Below are 18754 nucleotides of genomic sequence, written 5' to 3'. Positions count from 1 at the left end.
CAGTGCCAGCGCCAGGGCCGATGCCAGTGCCGGAGCACGGTGGCACCGACGCCGGTCCGCCGGTGCTGTGTGACTTCTCAACCAACGCCCATCCGCTCGGTCCGCCGCCTGCGGTGCTGGACGCCGTCCTGGCTGCGGACCGCCAGCGTTATCCGGACCCGACCTACGCCGCCCTGCGGGGCCATCTCGCCCGCTGGCACGATGTGACGACCGAGCGCGTGCTGCCCACCGCCGGCGGCTCGGAAGCGATCCGCCGTTTGAGCCTCGCGGCCCTGCTCGACGGCATCCAGACCGTCTGCGTGCCGCAACCCGGCTTCGGCGACTATGCCGCTGCGGCCCAGGCCCTGGGCCTGAAGGTACTCGGCTGGCCGGACGTCGCCACCCTGCTGCGGCTCATGGACAGCGCAGGCCCGTGCCTGGTGTGGATCTGCGATCCGTGCAACCCGACCGGCCGCACGCTGGACGCCGCCGAATGGGTCGCCCTCGACGACGCGCAGCGCCGCACCGGCAGTCGCCTGGTGGTGGATCAGGCCTACGAAGCGCTGCGGCTGGTCGGCGCGTCTGCGTTGCCACCGTCCTTGAGCGAGCAGGTGTGGCGGCTGGTCTGCCCCAACAAGGCCCTGGGCCTGACCGGCGTGCGCGCTGCTTATCTGCTGGCGCCACGGCACGATGCCCTCACGCCGCGCGTGGCAGCGCTGGCCGCCAGCTGGGTGCTGTCGGCCGAGGGCGAGGCCCTGCTGAGGGCCTGGGCGGACGATGAAGTGCAGGAGGAATTGGCCGACTCCCACGATCTGCTGCGCGAATGGGTCCAGGCGCAGCAGGACCGCCTGGCGTCCTGGGGTTTCCAGCGGATGCCGGGCAGCGTCACGAATTTCTGGATGGCTCGACTGCCGGCGCTGGACGCGAGCGACGATCTCGACCCGGACCTCGATCTGGACCTCGATCTGGACCTGGATCTCGGCGCGACACGGCGCAAGCTGGCCTCCAGCGCGATGACGATGCCGTCGCGGCCCACGCATCCGCAGCCCGCTTCACAGACGCATCCCTTCACTGCACCGCAGACCCTCCCGCTGCAGACGCAAGGGGCGAACGCACTGCCGGGGCCGCTGCCTGCGCCGCTGAACAAGCCGCTGCCGAATCCGCTGCCCGGGACGCTTCCTCCCTCTCAACATGTGCCGCCCGCGACCCACGCCGCGCTGCTCGCGGCGCTGCGCCACCACGGCATCAAGCTGCGCGACGCCACCAGCTTCGGATACCCCGGCTGGGTCCGGCTGTCGGTGCAGACCCCTGCGGCCGTGATGACGCTGGTTTCTGCCCTCCATCAGGTTCTGGGCCCGCACCACGCGCGCACCGCCATCGCTCCGAAGGATCCCTCGTGACCGACCCGACCGACCTTTGCGCCAGCCCACCGTCCGACCGCCCGCGCGGACGTGCCGTGATGGTGCTGGGCACCACCAGCGGTGCCGGCAAGAGCTTTCTGACCACGGCGCTGTGCCGCTGGTATGCCCGTCAGGGTCTGCGCGTCGCGCCGTTCAAGGCGCAGAACATGAGCAACAACGCCCGTGTGGTGCCAGGGCTGAACGGTCGCCTCGGCGAGATCGGATCGGCGCAGTATTTCCAGGCACTGGCGGCACGTGCCCGCCCGGACGTGCGGATGAATCCGGTGCTGCTCAAGCCGGAGAAGGACACCGCCTCGCAGGTCGTCGTGCTGGGCGAGGTGGATGAAGCGCTGACGCGCGCCCCCTGGCGGGCACGCAGCGAATCCCTGTGGGCCCGCGCTCGCGAGGCCCTTGATGCCCTGCTGGCCGACAACGACGTGGTGGTGATCGAAGGCGCCGGCTCGCCCGCCGAGATCAACCTGCACAGCAGCGACTACGTGAACATGCGCACCGCCCTCGCCGCCGATGCCGCCTGCCTGCTGGTGAGCGACATCGACCGCGGCGGCGCCTTCGCCCATCTCTTCGGCACGCACCAGCTGCTGCCTGCGCATGAGCGCGCATTGATCCGCGGCTTTGTGCTGAACCGCTTCCGCGGCGATGCCTCGCTGCTGGCTCCCGGCCCGGAGATGCTGCAGTCACTGACGGGCGTGCCGACCGTGGCCACGCTGCCGATGTGGCGTGGCCATGGCCTGCCGGAAGAAGACGGCGTGTTTGACGACCGCAGCACCGGCAGCGGGAGCCGTTGCCGCGTGGCGGTGGTGGCGTATCCACGCCTGTCCAACCTCGATGAATTCCAGCCGCTGCGGCAGCTGGACGGCGTGCGCCTGCAATGGGCCCGCACCCCGGCGGACCTCGTGGATGTGGACTGGATCATCCTGCCCGGCTCCAAGGCGGTCGCAGCGGACCTTGCCTGGCTGCGGGAGCAGCGCCTGGATCGCTGCATTTCCGACCATGCCGCGGCGGGCCGTCCGGTGCTGGGCATCTGCGGCGGCCTGCAGATGCTGGGCGAAGCGCTGATCGACCCGCATGGGCTCGATGGCAACGCCCCGGGCCTGGGCCTGCTGCCGCTGGTGACGCAGTTCGAGCGCGACAAGCTCCTGCGCGACACGGCCGCCCGATTCGGTGCCGCCGTGGCCGGCCCCTGGTCCGCCCTCAGTGAGCAGACCGCGCGCGGCTACGAGATCCATCACGGCCGCACCGCCCAGCATCCTTCCCTGCCCGCCGCCACGCCGGTGATGTGGGACGACCGCGGGGACGTCATCGGCTGGCAGCATGGCCCGGTGCTGGGCCACTACCTGCACGGCATGTTCGAGAACGACGCCGTGCTCACCGCCCTCTTCGAGCGGCCGGTCCGCCCGCTGGAGCAGGTCTTCGAAGGCCTGGCCGATTACGTCGACACCCACTTCGCCCCCGGCGTGCTGGCCGGGCTGCTCACGCCGGCGCCGGCCCTGCCCCCCTGACTCAAGGGTTCAGGCCCGCCCGACCCGTCCTCTACGGGTAGGCCCTGAATGCCGCCGCCGCGCCACCCGCGTTACACCCGGTGGCCCGCCCAGGAACCGATTTGCTACCTCGTCACCTTATGTCGATCCCTCAAGACCTGATCCCCGAAATCCCGTCGATTCAAGACCCGGCCCTGGCCGCCCGTCTGCAGCATCGCATTGACCGCAAGACCAAGCCGCTGGGCTCCCTGGGACGGCTGGAAGACCTGATGCTGCGCCTGGGCCTGATCCTGGGCAGCGAGACGCCGCAGCTCCACGAACCGCAGGTGATGGTGTTTGCCGCTGATCACGGTCTGGCCGCGCATGGGGTGTCCGCCTTCCCGCCGGAGGTGACCTGGCAGATGGTGGAGAACTTCCTGGCGGGCGGCGCGGCGGTGTCGGTGCTGGCGCGTCAGCATGGCCTGACCCTGAGCGTGGTGGATGCGGGCGTGAAGCATCAGTTCCAGCCGCGTGCGGGGCTGCTGATCGCCAAGATCGCCATGGGCACGGCGGACATGCTGGCCGGCCCGGCGATGACGGCCGACCAGTGCAGCACCGCGGTGGCCGCCGGCAAGACGCTGCTGCAAAAGCGTCCCGGCAATGTGCTGCTGCTGGGCGAGATGGGCATCGGCAACACCTCGGCGGCGGCGCTGCTGCTGGCGCGTCTGGGCGGTTATGCGCTGGTGGATTGCGTCGGTCGCGGCACCGGGCTGGACGATGCGCAGCTTCGGCACAAGCTGGATGTGCTGACGCGCGCCCTGAACCGCCATCCGCGCGCGACCGACCCGATGGCCGCCCTGGCGGCGCTGGGCGGCCTGGAGATCGCGATGATGGTGGGCGCGGTGCTGCAGGCGGCGCTGGAGCGCCGGATCATCGTGGTGGACGGCTTCATCACCGGTGCGGCGGTGCTGGTGGCTTCGCGCCTGCAACCGGCGGTGCTGGAGCGCTGTGTGTTTGCCCATCGCTCGCAGGAGACCGGCCACCGGCTGATGCTGGAATCGCTGAAGGCGCAGCCGCTGCTGGACCTGGGGCTGCGCCTGGGCGAAGGCTCTGGCGCCGCGCTGGCCTGGCCGCTGCTGGTCTCGGCCTGTCAGGTGCTGTCGGAGATGGCCAGCTTCGACAGCGCCGGGGTGAGCGACCAGCACTGAGGCGGCCGGGACGTCCCGGACGTCCTTTCACCCCCAATTTGCAGGATTCCCGAACGGGTGCCCGGGCCTCACGCTTGCTGGTGAGTGCGTCTGTACTTCAGGGAGTCCTATGAAAATCACTGCACACCAGTGGCCGGGACGGCTGCTGATCGCTGTTCCGCTGACCCTCTGCATGGGCCTGGCCCAGGCGCAGTTCAACCGGCCGCCGGATTCGTTCCAGTCGGTGCTCGTGACGGCGGGCGGGCAGACCCAATCGGACGGGTCCACCGGTGCAGGCACCACGCCGACCTCCGCGTCCGCCGCGGTGATCGGCGGCGGGCCGGGGGAGCCGGCGGTCTCCAGCGCCTTTGCGGGGACCACCCTGGGGCCTGGTTCGGTGTCCGGGTCGATCGGGACAGCCTTTGCGGGTCCGGCGACGGCGTCTGCCAGCGCTGAGGCGTATTTTGGCGATGGGCTGACGGTCACGGCCAACACCAGCGACGCCTTTGCGCGCATCTATTTCAGCGTGGCCCTGCTGGGCACCAGCGAGACATTCCTGGACAGCACCGCCGTGCCGCCAGGGACCAACGGCAATGCTGGCGATCTGAACTCATTGTTCGTGATGGGCATTGACGATCACTTCGCGGCCTGGGAAACGAAGAAGACGCTGCGTTATGACGGCAGCACGACGCTGGAGCGCTTCTACAACAACGGCGGTCCGGATGACCGCACCTACGGCGTGTTCGAGTTCTCCGCGCAGATTCCGCTGGGCCAGGAGGTGCCGCTGGATCTGTACATGCTGCTGACCAGCGACGCGAATTTTGGCGGGCTCTCGACCAATGGCGCTGCCTATACCGACGAATCCCCCGGGCTGTTCTGGAACGGGATCTCCAAGGTGACCACGATGGATGGCTCCTTGCTGAGCTATTCGGTGTCGTCGCGCACGGGGGTGAACTATCTGCTGTCGGCAGCGCCGATGGTGACGCCGGAGCCGGCCACCTGGGTGCTGGCGGTGCTGGGGCTGGCGCCGCTGGTGGTGTGGCGGCGGCGGGCGTTGCGCGCTGCGGCGTCTGGTGTCGGGGATGCCGCCGCTGTGAGCGACACCGGTGGGACGCAGGCCCGTCCGGGCGTTCAGCCACGGCTTGAGGCTCAGGCAGCGTAATTGCCGCTGGGGGAGGCGCTCCGGTCGCCGGAGCCCCTCCGCATCATCGTCCACACCGAGGAACTGCCATGACCAAGCCCCGCTCCGCTTCCGACTTCCCGCCCGGCCTGCAAGGCGGGCTGGAGCATGACAACGAAGACCATCGCGTGGGTGAAACCGGACAGACCGGTCCGGAATCTCCGGGCGATGTGGATCGCAGCCACGCCAGCACGGACCGGCCTTCCGGCGGCCGTTCGACGCCACCCGCCCATCCGAAGGACCAGCGGGGCTGACCGTCCATGAAAAAACGGGGACCTGTCCACTTCGACAGGTCCCCGTTTCATTTGGACTCAGGGTGAACCTGAGTCCAACCCGTGGTGCATCAGTCGCGCATCAAGCGCGCATCCATCGCGCATTGAACACGCATCGCGGGCCGATCAGTTGCAGCTCAGCGTCGCCAGCGACTTGCCGGCGCCCACCACGCTCGGCAGCTTGGCCTTGACGCAGGCCGGGTCGTGCGGGGTGTAGCTGTAGGGGATGCCCACCGGGAAGGTGGCGGTGCTCACCCAGTCGGTCGCGTCCTTGGTCGGCGACGAGGTGCTGGCCACCCAGGTGATGCCGTAGGTGCCAAAGTCGGCCTTGGACTTGATATTGTTGTTGCGCAGTTCCCAATAGCCGATGGCCGAGCTGTCACGCGAGGTGACCGGGTTCTGCGAGTTCTCGAAGTAGTTGGCCTCGATCAGCGAGTAGCCACCCATGCGGATGTTGGCGCCGGAGGTGACGATCTTGGAGAACAGGTTGTTGTAGATGTGGGTGTAACCACCACGCTGCAGCGGCACGCGCGAGCCGACGTTGTAGTAGTAGTTGTGGTGGAAGGTGACGTAGCGGTCGGTGGTGTCACTGTCGCTGGAACCCATCAGGCCGACCTTGTGGTGGTCGTGGATGTAGTTGTAGCTGTAGGTGATGTGGTGGGCGCCGGCCTTGTTGTCGATGAGACCGTCAAACTCCAGGTCACCCGCGCCCGAGCACTCGGCCAGGGAGCTGAACAGGGTGTTGTGGTCCACCCAGATGTAACCCGGATACTTGCCGCTCTGGCCTTCGATGCCGATGGCATCGATGGAGCCGGGCAGCAGACCGATGGTCATGTTGCGGATGATGATGTTGTTCGAGCCTGCCTTGACCGCCAGACCGAAGTTGGCTGCAGAGCCGTTGGTGCCCTGGATGGTGATGTCGCTCTTGTTCTTGATTTCAACAATGGCGCCGGCCGGCTTCTTCCACTGAGTGCAAGGATCCGGAATGGTCTTGAAGTCAAACGTGCCGTTGTAGTTGATGACCAGGCCGCCAGTGCCGCTGTAGTTGTTGATGGCGGCCTGCATGTCGGCGGCATTGGACACAGTGATCGCAGCCTTGCTGCCGCCACCGGTGACGGTGCCGGCGAAACCACCGCTGGCGCCGGCCGGAGCAGGCGCAGGTGCGGGGGCAGGCGACGGCGCCGGTGCGGGGGACGGCGCCGGTGCAGGCGAAGGAGCAGGCGACGGTGCGGGGGCGGGCGACGGCGCCGGTGCCGCGCTCACAGGGCCCACCGCGCACTTCTCGGCCTTGCCGGCATTCGGGTCAGCCTTGCCAAAGTTGGCGCTGGTGCAGGCGATGGACGTGCCAGTGAAGGTCTTCAACACCCACTTGTCCTTCAGGCCAAAACTCACCTGACGGGTGGTACTGGTCGAGCCGAGCTTGCAGGTCTCGCCCTCTTCAGCGCACTTGGAAAAACCAGACGGCCAGTCCGCCGCAAAAGCGGCCGGAGCCAAGGCGCCACAAGCGATAGCGATCAGCGCCAGACGGTGGCGCGGTTGCATTGCATTCATGAAAACTCCCAGAGTGCTGTCGTTTCGTAATCCGCCCACGCTCGCGCTGACCCGAGCCATCAGGGATTCGCTCCATGGCTCGCGTCAGACCCGCGACTGCCGCTCCAGACAGTTCAACGGGCTTGCTTGGTGGACAGGGAATGACCGGTCCCGTCAGCGCATTGGAAAGGCGGCTCTGCAGGGGCCACCGGACTGCGCTGAAAGGCGGGTCGGCCTTGATTCGGAGCGGCGACCTAAGGGTGCCTTGCCGAGATCGACGCGCAGGCTATCGGGACAGACGGCGCGCGGCCAGTGTTTGTATCGCGAGTGATTTGGGTTTTACGGATACTGACACTCGAGGTGGGGGCTTTGGTCGACGTGGCTTGAAGTGGGGTGGGAGTGGGCTGGAGGTGGTCTGGTGTGGCGGGACCGCGCACCACACCCATGCCATCATGGTCAAGCGCTCAGCAATCAAGACCTGCCGTCAGGCGGCGGCCAGCCACCCCCCAATGCGCGAATCAACTGAATGGACGCCCGGCGCTGACGGGTGGCCAGATCATTCGCGCTGCGCTTGGCCGTCAATCCGGCCGTCTGGGAGGTGACCACTTCCAGATAATTGGCCGCACCCGCCTTGTAGCGGTTGGTGGCCAATGCCAGTGAACGGTCCGCCGCAGCCACATTGGCCCGCTCGTTCTCCAATGCCTGCCCATACCGGTCCAGCAGCACCAATTGGTCTTCCACTTGCTGGAAGGCCGTCAGCACCGTGCTTCGGTAGCGCTGCGTCGTTTCCTCCAGCACCGCGTGAACCCGCGCTTCTTCCGCCTTGCGACGACCACCATCCAGAAGATTGAAGCTGATGGCTGGACCCAGCGCCCAAAATAGATTCGGCGCTTCAATGAAGCGGCTCAGATCACTCGTCTGAAATCCGCCCTGCCCGCCCAGCACAAACGACGGGTAATACGCGGTCCGGGCCACGCCCAGTGTCGCCGTCGCCGCCTCCACACGGCGCTGCGCGGCCGCAATGTCCGGGCGCCGCTGCAAGAGCGTGGAAGGAATGCCGACCGGAACCACCGGCGTACGCAACTCTTCAGTCCGCGGCTTCATGTCAAAGGCGGATGCATTGGCGCCGACCAGCGCCGCAATCGCATGCTCCAGCACCGCGCGCTGCGCCTGCGACTGCTGCCTCTGCGAACGTGCCGCTTCCAGTTGACCCTGCGCACGCGCAAGGTCCAGGCCCGACGAGATGCCCGCCCCGTGACGACGCTGGACCAGATCCAGCGCCTTGCCATAGGCCTCTTCCGCTTCCTTCAACAGCGTGTCATCACGGTCCAGGCCGCGCAGCGCCATGACGGTGTCGGCCAGTTGGGCCTGCAACTGCAGGCGCGCCGCGGCGAGATCCGCTTGCGAAGCTGCTTCCGTCGCCACACCCGCCGCCACCTGCTGGCGGACCCGGCCCCAGAGGTCCAGCTCGAAGCTGGCGTCCAGGCCCAGCGTGGCGCTGTTGTACCAATCGGGCGACGTGGGGCCCAGCACCCGTAGCGGCCGACGCTCGGACTGCCGGTTGCGGGTGACGTTCAGCGAGCTGTTGACCGTCGGTGACTGCACCGCGCGCAAGGTCTCAGTGGCCGCACGAGCCTGGTCATACCGCGCCAATGCGGCGCCCAGGTCCGGGCTGTTGGCGATCAGCTGCTGCTCCAGCCGGTCGAGGTCCTCGTCACCATAAGCCTTCCACCAGCCGTCCCAGGTCAGCGGCGCCTCCGCGGACGCGGTGACCCACGAGGATTCGCCGCCTCTCGCTTCCTTGAACGCCGGCGCCGGGTCCATCGCAGGCATCTTCGTGCGGGGCGCCTGGGCGCAACCGGTCAGACCGGCCATCAGCACCAGCACCGCCGCAGCCATCGGGCTCATCGACAGGCGCCTCACGACTGCCCCTTGGCAGCAGGTACCGCACCGTCGGCGTTCACTCGCACCACATCACCGGTCGCCAATCCGTCCGGCGGGTTCTCGATGACCCGGTCTTGCGCGGTCAGGCCCGTGCCAATCTCCAGCACCGTGCCGAGGTCGCGGGCAATCGTGACCTTGCGGAGCTGGACACGGTTTTGCGCATCCACCGTCGCGACCTGGACGCCCGACTTGTTGATGATCACCGCGCTGGGCGGCAGGCTCACGCTGGTCGGCGGCGCAATGGCGGCAGCAGCGTTCTCACTTGCCTTGCCCCCGGCAGCTGCGGTGGCGCTGGCGTTGGCGGAATTCGGAACGGCAGCTGCCGTCCTGCCGGACACATCTCCGGAGAATCGCACCGTCGCAAAACCACCCGGCAGCAGTTCACCCCGCGTGTTGTCCACCACCAGTTGCACCAGCATCGCGCCGGTGCCGGTGTTGATCGACCGAGACAGCGACTCCACTGTCGCCCCAAAGGTCTGGCCCGGTCGCTCTGGCACCGACAGCAGCGCCTTCGCGCCGGGTTGCACCCGCGTGACCTGCCGCTGCGGCACATTCACATAGACCCGCAGCTTGCGCACATCGGACACCACAAACAGCTCGCTACCCGGCGCGCCGCCGATGTTGATCAGCGCCCCGACGTCGGTGTTGCGCGCGGTGACAATGCCGTCAAACGGCGCCGTGAGCCGGGTGAACTGCTTGAGTGCCTGGATGCGGTCCACGTTGGCCTGCAGGGCATTGACCATCGACTGCTTGGCCGCCAGGTCTCCACTGCGCTCGTCGACCTCCTGGCGTGAGACGGAATCCGACTCCAGCAGCGACTGCCACCGCTTCGCCGTACTCGCCGCCAGCGCCGCATTGCTGCGCGCCGTCGTGAGTTCAGCCCGGGCCTGCGCCAGTTGCTGGTCAAGGTCCGGCGTCTCGATTTCCGCCAGCAGTTGCCCGGCCTTGACCGGCGCCCCGATATCCGCCTGCCAGCGCTTGAGATAGCCGCTGACCCGCGCATAAATCGGCGCCCGGGACCAGGCCTCGATGCGCGCCGGCAGCTCCAGTGCATCCTGCGTCATGGGCCTGGGCGCAATGAGGCGCACCGTCGGCTGGCCGCGTTCCTCAGCCGCCGCCTTGAGCTGCTGCGCACTGGACTGCCGGGCCCACAGGCCCGTGGCAACGATGATCACCGCCACCGCGGCGGCGACGGCGGCCGCCACGCGAAGGCGCGGCGTGGAAGGGGCTTCAGTTCGCATGGAAAGCATCTCCTGCCGGCAGCAGCGGCGCTGCCTCGGCGGATGGATCGGAGGTCCTGGGACGATGGTGACGGTGCACCCGGCTGAACACGACCGGCACAAAGACCAGCGTGGCAAAGGTGGCGAAGATCAGGCCGCCGATGACCGCACGGCCCAGCGGCGCGTTTTGCTCACCCCCTTCGCCCAGGCCCAGTGCCATCGGCAGCATGCCGATGACCATCGCCAGTGCCGTCATCAGCACCGGACGGAAACGCACGAAGCCCGCTTCGAGTGCCGCTGCCGTGGCATCTCCCAGCGCGTCCAGCCGTTCCCGCGCGAAGCTGATGACCAGCACGCTGTTGGCCGTGGCCACGCCCATGCACATGATGGCGCCCGTCAAGGCAGGCACCGAGAGCGTGGTGTGGGTGGCAAAGAGCATCCACACAATGCCCGCCAGCGCCGCCGGCAGCGCCGAGACGATGACGGCCGGATCCAGCCAGGACTGGAAGTTCACGACGATGAGCAGGTAGATCAGCACCACCGCGCCCAGCAATCCGAAGAGCAGGCCGGAGAAGGCTCGGTCCATCGTCCTGACCTGCCCCAGCAACTGGACGTTCGAACCCTTGGGCACCGCGGCTGCCGTGTCCGCCAGCGCCTGGCGGATGTCGCGGGCGACCGCACCCAGGTCCCGGTCTTGTGTGGTGGCGTGAATCTGCACCATCGTCTGCACGTCATACTGGCTGACCAGCGCGCTGCCGGTCCCACGCTCGAAGGAAGCAATGCCGCCCAGCGTGGTCGTGCCCGGCGCGCTGCCGTTGCCCACCGGCAGATTGCCCAGCGCCGCCAGGGAGTCGAGCTGATGCTGCGGCGTCTGCATGACGATGGCATAGCTCACGCCATTGGCCGGATTGAGCCAATAGGTCGGCGCCACCTGGCTGCTGCCGGCCAGGTTCACCACCAGACTGTTGGCCACATCGCGGGTGCTCAGGCCCAGCAATTGCGCCTGGGTGCGGTCCACATTGACGTTGAAGGTCGGCGCCTTGTTGGACTGCTGGATGCGTGCATCCGCCACACCGGGGATCGCCTGGATGCGCTTGAGCAGCTGCTGTGCATAGGCATAGTTGGCCTCCACATCCCGTCCTCGAATCTGCACGTCGATTGGCGCCGGTGAGCCAAAGTTCAGGATCTGGCTGACGATGTCCGCCGGGGGAAACGAGAAGGTGGTGTCCGGGAACTCACGCGGCAGCACTTCGCGCAGCTGGCGCACATAGTCCGCCGTCGGCGCATGCCCTTCCTTGAGCGCGATCTGCACGTCGCCATCCTGCGAGCCCATGACGCCGGTGTTGTTGTAGGTGAGGTTGATGCTGGACGGCGGCAGGCCGATGTTGTCCACCAGCGTCTCGATGTGCTCAGGCGGAATCACCCGGCGGATGGCCGCTTCAATCTGCGCAAAGCGCGCCGCGGTTTCCTCCACTCGCGTGCCCACCGGCACCCGCGCATGCATCAGGATCTGGCCCGAATCCACTTGCGGAAAGAAATTGCTGCCGATGAAGGGCACCAGCGCAAACGAGGCCAGCACCAGCACAGCGAAGCCGAAGAGGAAACCGCGGTGGTGGGTCAGTGCCGCCGTGAGCAGGCCGCGATAGGACTCGCGCACCCGCTCAAAGCGCGCTTCGAAATTGCGCTGGAACCGCACCAGCGGATTGCGCGACGGCGCACTCGCGAGATGACCGTGACCGTCCGTCAGCGGCGCATGCGGCTTGAGCAAATACTTGGCCATCGTCGGCACCAGCGTGCGCGACAGGATGAAAGAACAGACCATCGCGAAGATCACCGCTTCGGCCATCGGCACGAAGAGGAAACGCGAGACGCCTTCCAGGAAGAACATCGGGATGAAGACGATGCAGATGCACAGCAACGACACGAATGCCGGCGTGACGATCTGCCGCGCCCCATCCAGGATGGACGTCTCCACGTCCTTGCCATGCTCCAGATGCCAGTTGATGTTCTCGATCGTGACGGTGGCATCGTCCACCAGAATGCCCACCGCCAGCGCGAGGCCGCCCAGCGTCATCAGGTTGAGCGTCTCGCCCACCGCAGCCAGCGCAATGATGGAGCCGAGGATGGACAGCGGAATCGACACCGCAATGATCACCGTCGAACGCCAGCTGCCCAGGAAGAGCAGGATCATCGCGCTGGTCAGCGCCGCGGCAATCGCGCCTTCAATCGCAACACCCTTGACGGCGGCACGCACGAAGATGGACTGGTCATTGATCGGCTTGACCTCCAGCGTGTCCGGCAGGCCGGGTTTGAGGTCATTCAGCTTGGCGCGCACACCATCCACAATCGCCAGCGTCGACGCCGCGCCGTTCTTCAGCACCGACATCAGCACCGACCGGCCGCCATCAACATGAACGATATTGGTCTGCGGGGCATTGCCGTCATGTACGTCGGCAACGTCCTTCAGATAGAGGGTGCTGCCATTGACCACCTTCACCGGCAGCAGCCCCAGCTCCTGAATCGCGGATGGCGCACTGTTGAGCTGCAGCGTGTATTCCAGCTCCCCGATCTTCTGCGTGCCAATCGGCGTCAGTACGTTCTGGGTGGCCAGTGCATTGGCAACATCCTGGGCGGACAGGCCCCGCGCCTGCAAGGCCGCCGGATTCAGGTCAATCTGCACCTGCCGCTGCTTGCCGCCATAGGGCAGGGGAATGGCCGCGCCCGGCACCGTCACCAGCGGGGTGCGAATGGTGTTGAAACCCAGGTCAAACAGCTGCTGCTCGGACAAACCCTGACCCGACAGCGCCAATTGCAGGATGGGGACCGTGGCCGCGTTGTAGTTCAGGATCAGCGGGGGCGTGATGCCCGCCGGCATCTGGCGCGTGACCACCTGCGACACTGCCGTCACCTGGGCATTGGCCACCGCCACATTCACGCCCGGCTGGAAGAAGATCTTCACCACCGAGACGCCGGGATAGCTGTTCGCCTCGATGTGCTCGATGTCATTGACCGTCGTGGTCAAGGTGCGCTGGAACAGCGTGGAAATGCGCCCCGCCATCTGGTCGGACGGCAGACCGGTGTATTGCCAGGCCACCGCAATGACCGGCACCCGGATCTCCGGGAAGATGTCCGTCGGCGTGCGCAGTGCCGCCAGCGGTCCAATGATCAGCAGCAGCAGTGCCAGCACCAGAAAGGTATAGGGCCGCCTCAGCGCCACATGGACGGCACCCATCAGCATGATTGGATTCCCCGGGTTTTTCTCATTCTTGAATTCTCTGTAGCCGGACAGACCGGCTTGTTGCTGGCGGGTAATGCCACCCGGCCACCCCCTGACGGCTGCGCGATTGCAGCACGCCCAAGGCAGGTCTTGCGCACCATGCGCACGCGCTGCGCGGACGTGCGCTTTTCGTACCGCGGGCGGTACTTTCCGACAGCTTGTTCAACCTTGTGGAACCTCGGGACATTCCCGGGCGATCGGCGGTCAGATCACCGGGTTGAAAAGCGCGTCTCTCATTAATATCCGCCGCGGAAGACGGCCATGCAGTCTTCATTGCAAGGACCGCAGTCGTCATGAAGGGTTGGAAGTTGTTGGGACGCCGCCATCACTCGCGGCGCCAGTGGGAGCCCCGGCTCCCGGTGCAGACGCTGATCGGCGCTGCCCTGATCAGCATGGCGCTGGCCGCAGAGCCGGCCCATGCCGTGAGGTTGTCCGCCACCGCCGTGCAGGCGCAGCTGGAAGCGGCCGCCGTGTCGCCGGAAGCCCGGCAGATGGTGCGTGTCGCCCTGCAAGGCGGTGATGCGCATGGCCTGCCCTTCGCCGTGGTGGACAAGAAGGAAGCCCGGCTGCTGGTGTTTCGCGCCGATGGCCGCCTCGCCGGCTCGGCGCCGGCCCTGCTCGGCCTCGCCCGTGGCGACACGCTGGATCCCAATGTCGGCCAGATGGTGGCCACCGGCATCCCGCCGGCACTCCGCACGACCCCGTCCGGCCGCTATGACAGCCAGCCGGGCCCAAATCTCAAAGGCGAAACCGTCATCTGGGTGGATTACGACGCCGCCTTCGCCATCCACCGCCTGCGGCCCGCCCCGGCCAGCGAGCGACGTGCCGAACGGCTGGCCTCGCCGTCGCCGGACGACAACCGGATCTCGCTGGGCTGCGTGATCGTCACCGGCGAATTCTTCGACCAGGTGGTCCGGCCGGTGCTCGGCGCAGGACCGGGCGTGGTCTATGTGCTGCCCGAACCGCTGCCGCCCGCCGAGCCGCCGGTGGCGCTCAATGCCGCTCCGGCGGCCGCTGACAGGTTGTCGCCGATGTCGCGTCCGGTGTTACGCCAGGACACCGGGCGGCTCTGACAGCGCCCCCTGGCGCGGGCACAGCCGGTACACTTACGCCTTTTCGCAGCCACTGGATCTACCCCATGTATCGCTGTGCCATGCCCGCCCAGCCCGGCCTTCGCGCACCTCGTCGTGCCATGAGCGCCCTGGCTGCCAGCATCGCCGTCCTGACCGCCACCGTTGGCACCGCCCTCCTGCCGCAGACCGCGCAGGCTCAGGCGACCATCGGCCATCGCTTTTTCCCGGCCAAGGCCCTGCGGGGCACGCTGGTGGTCGGCGTGCCGCCTGAAGTCACCCTCAACGGACGCGACGCCCGTCTTGCGCCCGGTGCCCGCATCAAGGACGCCAACGACATGGTGGCCCTGTCGGCCACCCTCTCCGGCCAGAAGCTGGTGGTGCACTACACCACCGACCTCAGCGGACTGATCATGGACGTCTGGGTGCTCAACAGCGTCGAGCTTGAGAACAAACCCTGGCCGACCACCGTCAAGGAAGCCTCTGAATGGTCGTTTGATGCGGCCAACCAGAAGTGGACCAAGTCGTCCTGGTGGTGACGCTGACTTCCCGCCTCTGCCGTCTGTGAATCCCCCCGGCGTTTTTCTGCTTGCCGCAGACATTCGCTGACTCTCGCGATTTCTGCTGAATTCCTGCACGGCCCGGGCTGACACAGCACCGGGCCTGGAGCCCTTGCCATGACCAAGAAAGTCTTCATCAAGACCTTCGGCTGCCAGATGAACGAGTACGACTCGGACAAGATGGCCGATGTGTTGCGCGCCGCCGAAGGCTATGAGCCGACCACCGATGTGGAACAAGCTGACCTGATCCTCTTCAACACCTGCTCGGTGCGGGAGAAGGCGCAGGAGAAGGTGTTCTCCGACCTCGGCCGCATCAAGCATTTGAAGGCCAAGGGCACGCTGATCGGCGTGGGCGGCTGCGTGGCCAGCCAGGAAGGCGCCGCCATCATCGAACGCGCGCCCTATGTGGACGTGGTCTTTGGCCCGCAGACCCTGCACCGTCTGCCGCAGATGCTGGCCCAGCGCCAGGAGCAACTGCGGCCGCAGGTGGACATCAGCTTCCCGGAAATCGAGAAGTTCGACAACCTGCCGCCCGCCAAGGTGGAAGGCGCCAGCGCCTTTGTATCCATCATGGAAGGCTGCTCCAAGTACTGCTCGTACTGCGTGGTGCCCTACACCCGCGGCGAGGAAGTGAGCCGCCCCTTCGAGGACGTGCTGGAAGAGGTGGCCGGCCTGGTCGATCAGGGCGTCAAGGAAGTGACGCTGCTGGGCCAGAACGTGAATGCCTACCGCGGCCGCATGGGGGACTCGGACGAGATCGCCGACTTCGCGCTGCTGCTGGAATATGTGGCCGAGATCCCCGGTATCGAACGCATCCGCTACACCACCAGCCATCCGAATGAGTTCAGCCAGCGCCTGATCGACGCTTACGCGAAGATCCCTCAACTGGTGAACCATGTGCACCTCCCGGTGCAGCACGGCAGCGATCGCATCCTGAGCGCCATGAAGCGCGGCTACACCGCCCTGCAGTTCAAGAGCATCGTGCGGCGCCTGCGGGCCGTGCGGCCGGACATCCGGATCGCCAGCGACTTCATCGTCGGTTTCCCCGGCGAGACGGACGAGGACCATGCCAAAACGATGCAGCTGGTGCGCGACGTCGGTTTCGACGCGTCCTTCAGCTTCATCTTCAGCCCGCGCCCCGGCACGCCGGCCGCCAACTTGGCCGACGACACGCCGCATGAGGTGAAGGTGCGTCGTCTGCAGGAACTGCAGGCCGAGATCGAAGCCACCGCCCTGCGCTACAACCAGGAACTGGTGGGCAAGACGGTGCCGGTGCTGGTGTCAGGACACGCCCGCCGGGATGCCACCGAGCTGATGGGCCGCACCGAGTGCAACCGCATCGTCAACTTCAAGGGCCATGAGCGGCTGATGCACCAGCTGATTCCGCTGCGCATCACCGAAGCCTTCGCGCACTCGCTGCGCGGCGAGGTGCCGCTGGCGGAAGGCGAAAGGGCGGTGGGCGGCGCGGAAGGTCTCAGCTATGCGGAGACGCTCGCCACGTCAGGCCCCACTGCGGCAGCGTGACGCCGAGCAGGATGGCCGCGTAACCGGCCATGCTGCCGTCCCGGCCGATCAGCAACACCGCGAAGACGGCGGCCATCGAGCCGCCGGCCGCGCCCCACAGCGCCAGCTGCGCCCAGGTCATGCCGCGGGCCCGGTCCCGCCACAGCAGCTTGAGCGCCCCGGCCATCAGGGCCGCCACGGCCCAGGCCGGCAGGAAGAGGTTGCACAGGTGCCAGACGACGTCCAGAAAGTTCAAGAGTGACCCATTGGGTTGGATGACGGGGGTCCGTCCGGGGGTAAGTCGCCGCATCCTTGACGGATCACCCGGATGCGTTGCCCCTGACAGGTGCGTGAGTTCGGCAGGAATTTTATAATCGGCGCCATCATGACGGTCTTTGCTCTTGGCTTGAACCATCAGTCCGCGCCTTTGGACCTGCGCGGACGCTTTGCGTTCACCCTGGAGCAGCTCGCTCCCACCCTCCAGCGTTTCACCGACCAGCTCGGCCAGGGCGCCTCCCGCGGCATGGGCGCGCTGCTGTCGTCGTCCGCCGGCCGGGGTCAGGCGGGCGGACAGGCCCAGCTGCCCGAAGCCGCCCTGCTCTCCACCTGCAACCGCACCGAGCTTTATGTGGCCGGGCATCCGGACATGGTCCGCCCGGCGGTGGAATGGCTGGCCGGCATTGGCGGCGTGGGCAGCGCCACCTTGCTGGACCACGCCTATGTGGCCGAAGACGGCAAGGCCGCCCGCCATGCGTTCCGGGTGGCCAGCGGCCTGGATTCGATGGTGCTGGGCGAACCGCAGATTCTGGGTCAGCTCAAGCAGGCCGTCCGCGAGGCGGATCAGGCCGGCACGCTGGGCACCACGCTGCATCAGCTCTTCCAGCGCAGCTTCTCGGTGGCGAAGGAAGTGCGCAGTTCCACCGAGATCGGCAGCCACTCCATCAGCATGGCCGCTGCGTCGGTGCGATTGGCGTCCCAGCTGTTTGAGAACCTGTCGGACATCCGCGTGCTGCTGGTCGGCGCCGGCGAAATGATCGAACTGGTGGGCACGCACTTCGCAGCCAAGGGTCCCAAGGGGCTGGCGGTGGCCAACCGCACGCTGGAGCGCGGCGAGAAGCTGGCCCAGCATCTGGGCGCCGAAGCCATCCGTCTGGTGGACCTGCCGCAGCGCCTGCACGAATTTGACGCGGTGATCAGCTGCACCGCATCCAGCCTGCCCCTGATTGGCCTCGGCGCTGTCGAGCGCGCTCTCAAGCGCCGCAAGCACCGCCCGATGTTCATGGTGGACCTGGCCGTGCCGCGAGACATCGAACCCGAAGTCGCCCAGCTGGACGACATCTATCTCTACACGGTGGATGACCTGTCGCAACTGGTGCAGACCGCCGGCGAAAAGCGCCAGGCGGCGGTGCAGCAGGCCGAGGCCATCATTGAACACGGTGTGCAGAGTTTTGTGCACTGGCTGGGCCAGCGGCACACCGTTCCGCTGATCCAGGCCCTGCATCAGCAGGCGGACAGCTGGCGGCAGGCGGAGATCCAGCGCGCCCGCAAGCTGCTGGCCAAGGGCCAGGACATCGACACCGTGCTCGAAGCCCTCTCCCGCGGCCTGACGCAGAAGATGTTGCACGGCGCCATGGCGGAGCTGAACGCCAGCGACGGCGACCACCGGCTGGCAATGGCGCAGACGGTGTCCCGGCTCTTCCTGCGCAACACGCCAACGGACCTGCCGATGTCGGCAGTTCCAGCGGCTTCAGGCCCGGCTGGCGGCGCTTTCGGAATGACCGGCACAGCCGGCATCTCGGGTCATTCAGGTCATTCGGGCTCCTCGGGCTCCTCGGGCACTTCTTCCGCTGCCGCCGGCACAAGCTCGGCGTCGAACTCTTCCACCATCGTTGCCGCCTTGATGGCGGACGATGGCACCGCAGTGCCCAGCCCACTGCGCACGCGCGAGTCTTAGCGACGTCCCTCGATGTTCCCGGCGGCCCGCGACGCCAGCGATGGATCGAAGCGCTTCACCGGCGCCCAGCGCTGACATTGCCTCGGCCGCTGCCACATTGCCGACGCAGCACCTGAATCGCTGCACCCGTCCAGCACTGGCCTCCAGCATTCCTGGCACACCCTATCCCGATGTCGGTGATGCCTCACTGCAGATGCCTC

The 18754-nt window shown here is 67.1% G+C and carries 14 protein-coding genes; 9 read left to right on the top strand and 5 right to left on the bottom strand.

What is annotated here, in order from left to right:
- Positions 1–20 precede the first annotated feature (20 nt).
- The 5 genes from FHS28_RS16040 (at position 21) to FHS28_RS16020 (ending at position 5478) form a co-directional block, all read left to right on the top strand.
- Positions 21–1379 carry an aminotransferase class I/II-fold pyridoxal phosphate-dependent enzyme gene (locus FHS28_RS16040; protein WP_184295008.1) on the top strand — a complete coding sequence of 453 codons (1359 nt, stop codon included), beginning with the start codon at positions 21–23 and terminating at the stop codon, positions 1377–1379.
- 59 nt (positions 1380–1438) lie between these two features.
- Positions 1439–2899 (top strand): cobyric acid synthase, encoded by a 1461-nt coding sequence (locus tag FHS28_RS16035; protein ID WP_088452225.1) that lies wholly within the window; start codon positions 1439–1441, stop codon positions 2897–2899.
- A 119-nt stretch (positions 2900–3018) separates the two neighbouring features.
- Positions 3019–4065: a nicotinate-nucleotide--dimethylbenzimidazole phosphoribosyltransferase gene (gene cobT, locus FHS28_RS16030; protein WP_088452223.1), complete on the top strand. Its 1047-nt coding sequence runs from the start codon at positions 3019–3021 to the stop codon at positions 4063–4065.
- Positions 4066–4174: 109 nt separating this feature from the next.
- The gene (locus tag FHS28_RS16025) at positions 4175–5206 is read left to right on the top strand and encodes a hypothetical protein (RefSeq protein ID WP_088452221.1); all 1032 of its coding nucleotides are present in this window, start codon (positions 4175–4177) and stop codon (positions 5204–5206) included.
- A gap of 68 nt (positions 5207–5274) precedes the next feature.
- Positions 5275–5478: a hypothetical protein gene (locus FHS28_RS16020; RefSeq protein WP_088452219.1), complete on the top strand. Its 204-nt coding sequence runs from the start codon at positions 5275–5277 to the stop codon at positions 5476–5478.
- 144 nt (positions 5479–5622) lie between these two features.
- Here FHS28_RS16020 and FHS28_RS16015 read toward each other — a convergent pair whose 3' ends face one another.
- The 4 genes from FHS28_RS16015 to FHS28_RS16000 all read right to left on the bottom strand — a co-directional run bounded on the left by FHS28_RS16015 (position 5623) and on the right by FHS28_RS16000 (position 13425).
- Entirely contained in the window at positions 5623–7047 is a 1425-nt protein-coding gene (locus FHS28_RS16015) for a pectate lyase family protein (RefSeq protein WP_221194002.1), read from the bottom strand.
- 450 nt (positions 7048–7497) lie between these two features.
- Positions 7498–8934 carry an efflux transporter outer membrane subunit gene (locus tag FHS28_RS16010; RefSeq protein ID WP_246410168.1) on the bottom strand — a complete coding sequence of 479 codons (1437 nt, stop codon included), beginning with the start codon at positions 8932–8934 and terminating at the stop codon, positions 7498–7500.
- 11 nt (positions 8935–8945) lie between these two features.
- Positions 8946–10211: an efflux RND transporter periplasmic adaptor subunit gene (locus tag FHS28_RS16005; RefSeq protein ID WP_088452213.1), complete on the bottom strand. Its 1266-nt coding sequence runs from the start codon at positions 10209–10211 to the stop codon at positions 8946–8948.
- Positions 10201–13425: an efflux RND transporter permease subunit gene (locus tag FHS28_RS16000; protein WP_221194033.1), complete on the bottom strand. Its 3225-nt coding sequence runs from the start codon at positions 13423–13425 to the stop codon at positions 10201–10203. The genes FHS28_RS16005 and FHS28_RS16000 overlap by 11 nt, the downstream gene beginning before the upstream one ends.
- Before the next feature lie 335 nt (positions 13426–13760).
- On the opposite strand from FHS28_RS16000, the gene FHS28_RS15995 reads away from it, so the two are divergent.
- The 3 genes from FHS28_RS15995 to miaB all read left to right on the top strand — a co-directional run bounded on the left by FHS28_RS15995 (position 13761) and on the right by miaB (position 16621).
- Positions 13761–14540 carry a L,D-transpeptidase gene (locus FHS28_RS15995; protein WP_184295005.1) on the top strand — a complete coding sequence of 260 codons (780 nt, stop codon included), beginning with the start codon at positions 13761–13763 and terminating at the stop codon, positions 14538–14540.
- A gap of 65 nt (positions 14541–14605) precedes the next feature.
- Complete coding sequence (locus tag FHS28_RS15990; protein WP_246410167.1) at positions 14606–15076, top strand: hypothetical protein; 471 nt, start codon at positions 14606–14608, stop codon at positions 15074–15076.
- A gap of 138 nt (positions 15077–15214) precedes the next feature.
- Positions 15215–16621, top strand: a complete 1407-nt coding sequence (gene miaB, locus FHS28_RS15985) for a tRNA (N6-isopentenyl adenosine(37)-C2)-methylthiotransferase MiaB (protein WP_088452209.1) — start codon at positions 15215–15217, stop codon at positions 16619–16621.
- On the opposite strand, the gene FHS28_RS15980 is transcribed toward miaB, so the two are convergent.
- Positions 16572–16856, bottom strand: a complete 285-nt coding sequence (locus tag FHS28_RS15980; RefSeq protein WP_088452207.1) for a hypothetical protein — start codon at positions 16854–16856, stop codon at positions 16572–16574. The two genes, miaB and FHS28_RS15980, sit on opposite strands and share 50 nt — an antisense overlap.
- A 129-nt stretch (positions 16857–16985) precedes the next feature.
- On the opposite strand from FHS28_RS15980, the gene hemA reads away from it, so the two are divergent.
- Positions 16986–18554 (top strand): glutamyl-tRNA reductase, encoded by a 1569-nt coding sequence (gene hemA / locus FHS28_RS15975; RefSeq protein ID WP_088452205.1) that lies wholly within the window; start codon positions 16986–16988, stop codon positions 18552–18554.
- Positions 18555–18754: the final 200 nt, after the last annotated feature.

This window comes from Roseateles terrae (assembly GCF_014192155.1).
GTDB classification, from domain to species: domain Bacteria; phylum Pseudomonadota; class Gammaproteobacteria; order Burkholderiales; family Burkholderiaceae_C; genus Roseateles; species Roseateles terrae.
Note: the sequence above shows the minus strand (reverse complement) of the source record. Positions and strands in the feature narration are given on the sequence as shown.

Excerpts from the sequence above, each read along its gene's own strand:
- FHS28_RS16040 (WP_184295008.1), top strand. The coding sequence starts at position 21 with ATGCCAGTGCCGGAGCACGGTGGCACCGACGCCGGTCCGCCGGTGCTG.
- FHS28_RS16015 (WP_221194002.1), bottom strand. The coding sequence starts at position 7,047 with ATGAATGCAATGCAACCGCGCCACCGTCTGGCGCTGATCGCTATCGCT.
- miaB (WP_088452209.1), top strand. The coding sequence starts at position 15,215 with ATGACCAAGAAAGTCTTCATCAAGACCTTCGGCTGCCAGATGAACGAG.
- FHS28_RS16005 (WP_088452213.1), bottom strand. The coding sequence starts at position 10,211 with ATGCGAACTGAAGCCCCTTCCACGCCGCGCCTTCGCGTGGCGGCCGCC.
- FHS28_RS16035 (WP_088452225.1), top strand. The coding sequence starts at position 1,439 with ATGGTGCTGGGCACCACCAGCGGTGCCGGCAAGAGCTTTCTGACCACG.
- FHS28_RS16010 (WP_246410168.1), bottom strand. The coding sequence starts at position 8,934 with ATGAGCCCGATGGCTGCGGCGGTGCTGGTGCTGATGGCCGGTCTGACC.
- FHS28_RS16020 (WP_088452219.1), top strand. The coding sequence starts at position 5,275 with ATGACCAAGCCCCGCTCCGCTTCCGACTTCCCGCCCGGCCTGCAAGGC.
- FHS28_RS15995 (WP_184295005.1), top strand. The coding sequence starts at position 13,761 with ATGAAGGGTTGGAAGTTGTTGGGACGCCGCCATCACTCGCGGCGCCAG.
- FHS28_RS16025 (WP_088452221.1), top strand. The coding sequence starts at position 4,175 with ATGAAAATCACTGCACACCAGTGGCCGGGACGGCTGCTGATCGCTGTT.
- cobT (WP_088452223.1), top strand. The coding sequence starts at position 3,019 with ATGTCGATCCCTCAAGACCTGATCCCCGAAATCCCGTCGATTCAAGAC.
- FHS28_RS15990 (WP_246410167.1), top strand. The coding sequence starts at position 14,606 with ATGTATCGCTGTGCCATGCCCGCCCAGCCCGGCCTTCGCGCACCTCGT.
- hemA (WP_088452205.1), top strand. The coding sequence starts at position 16,986 with ATGACGGTCTTTGCTCTTGGCTTGAACCATCAGTCCGCGCCTTTGGAC.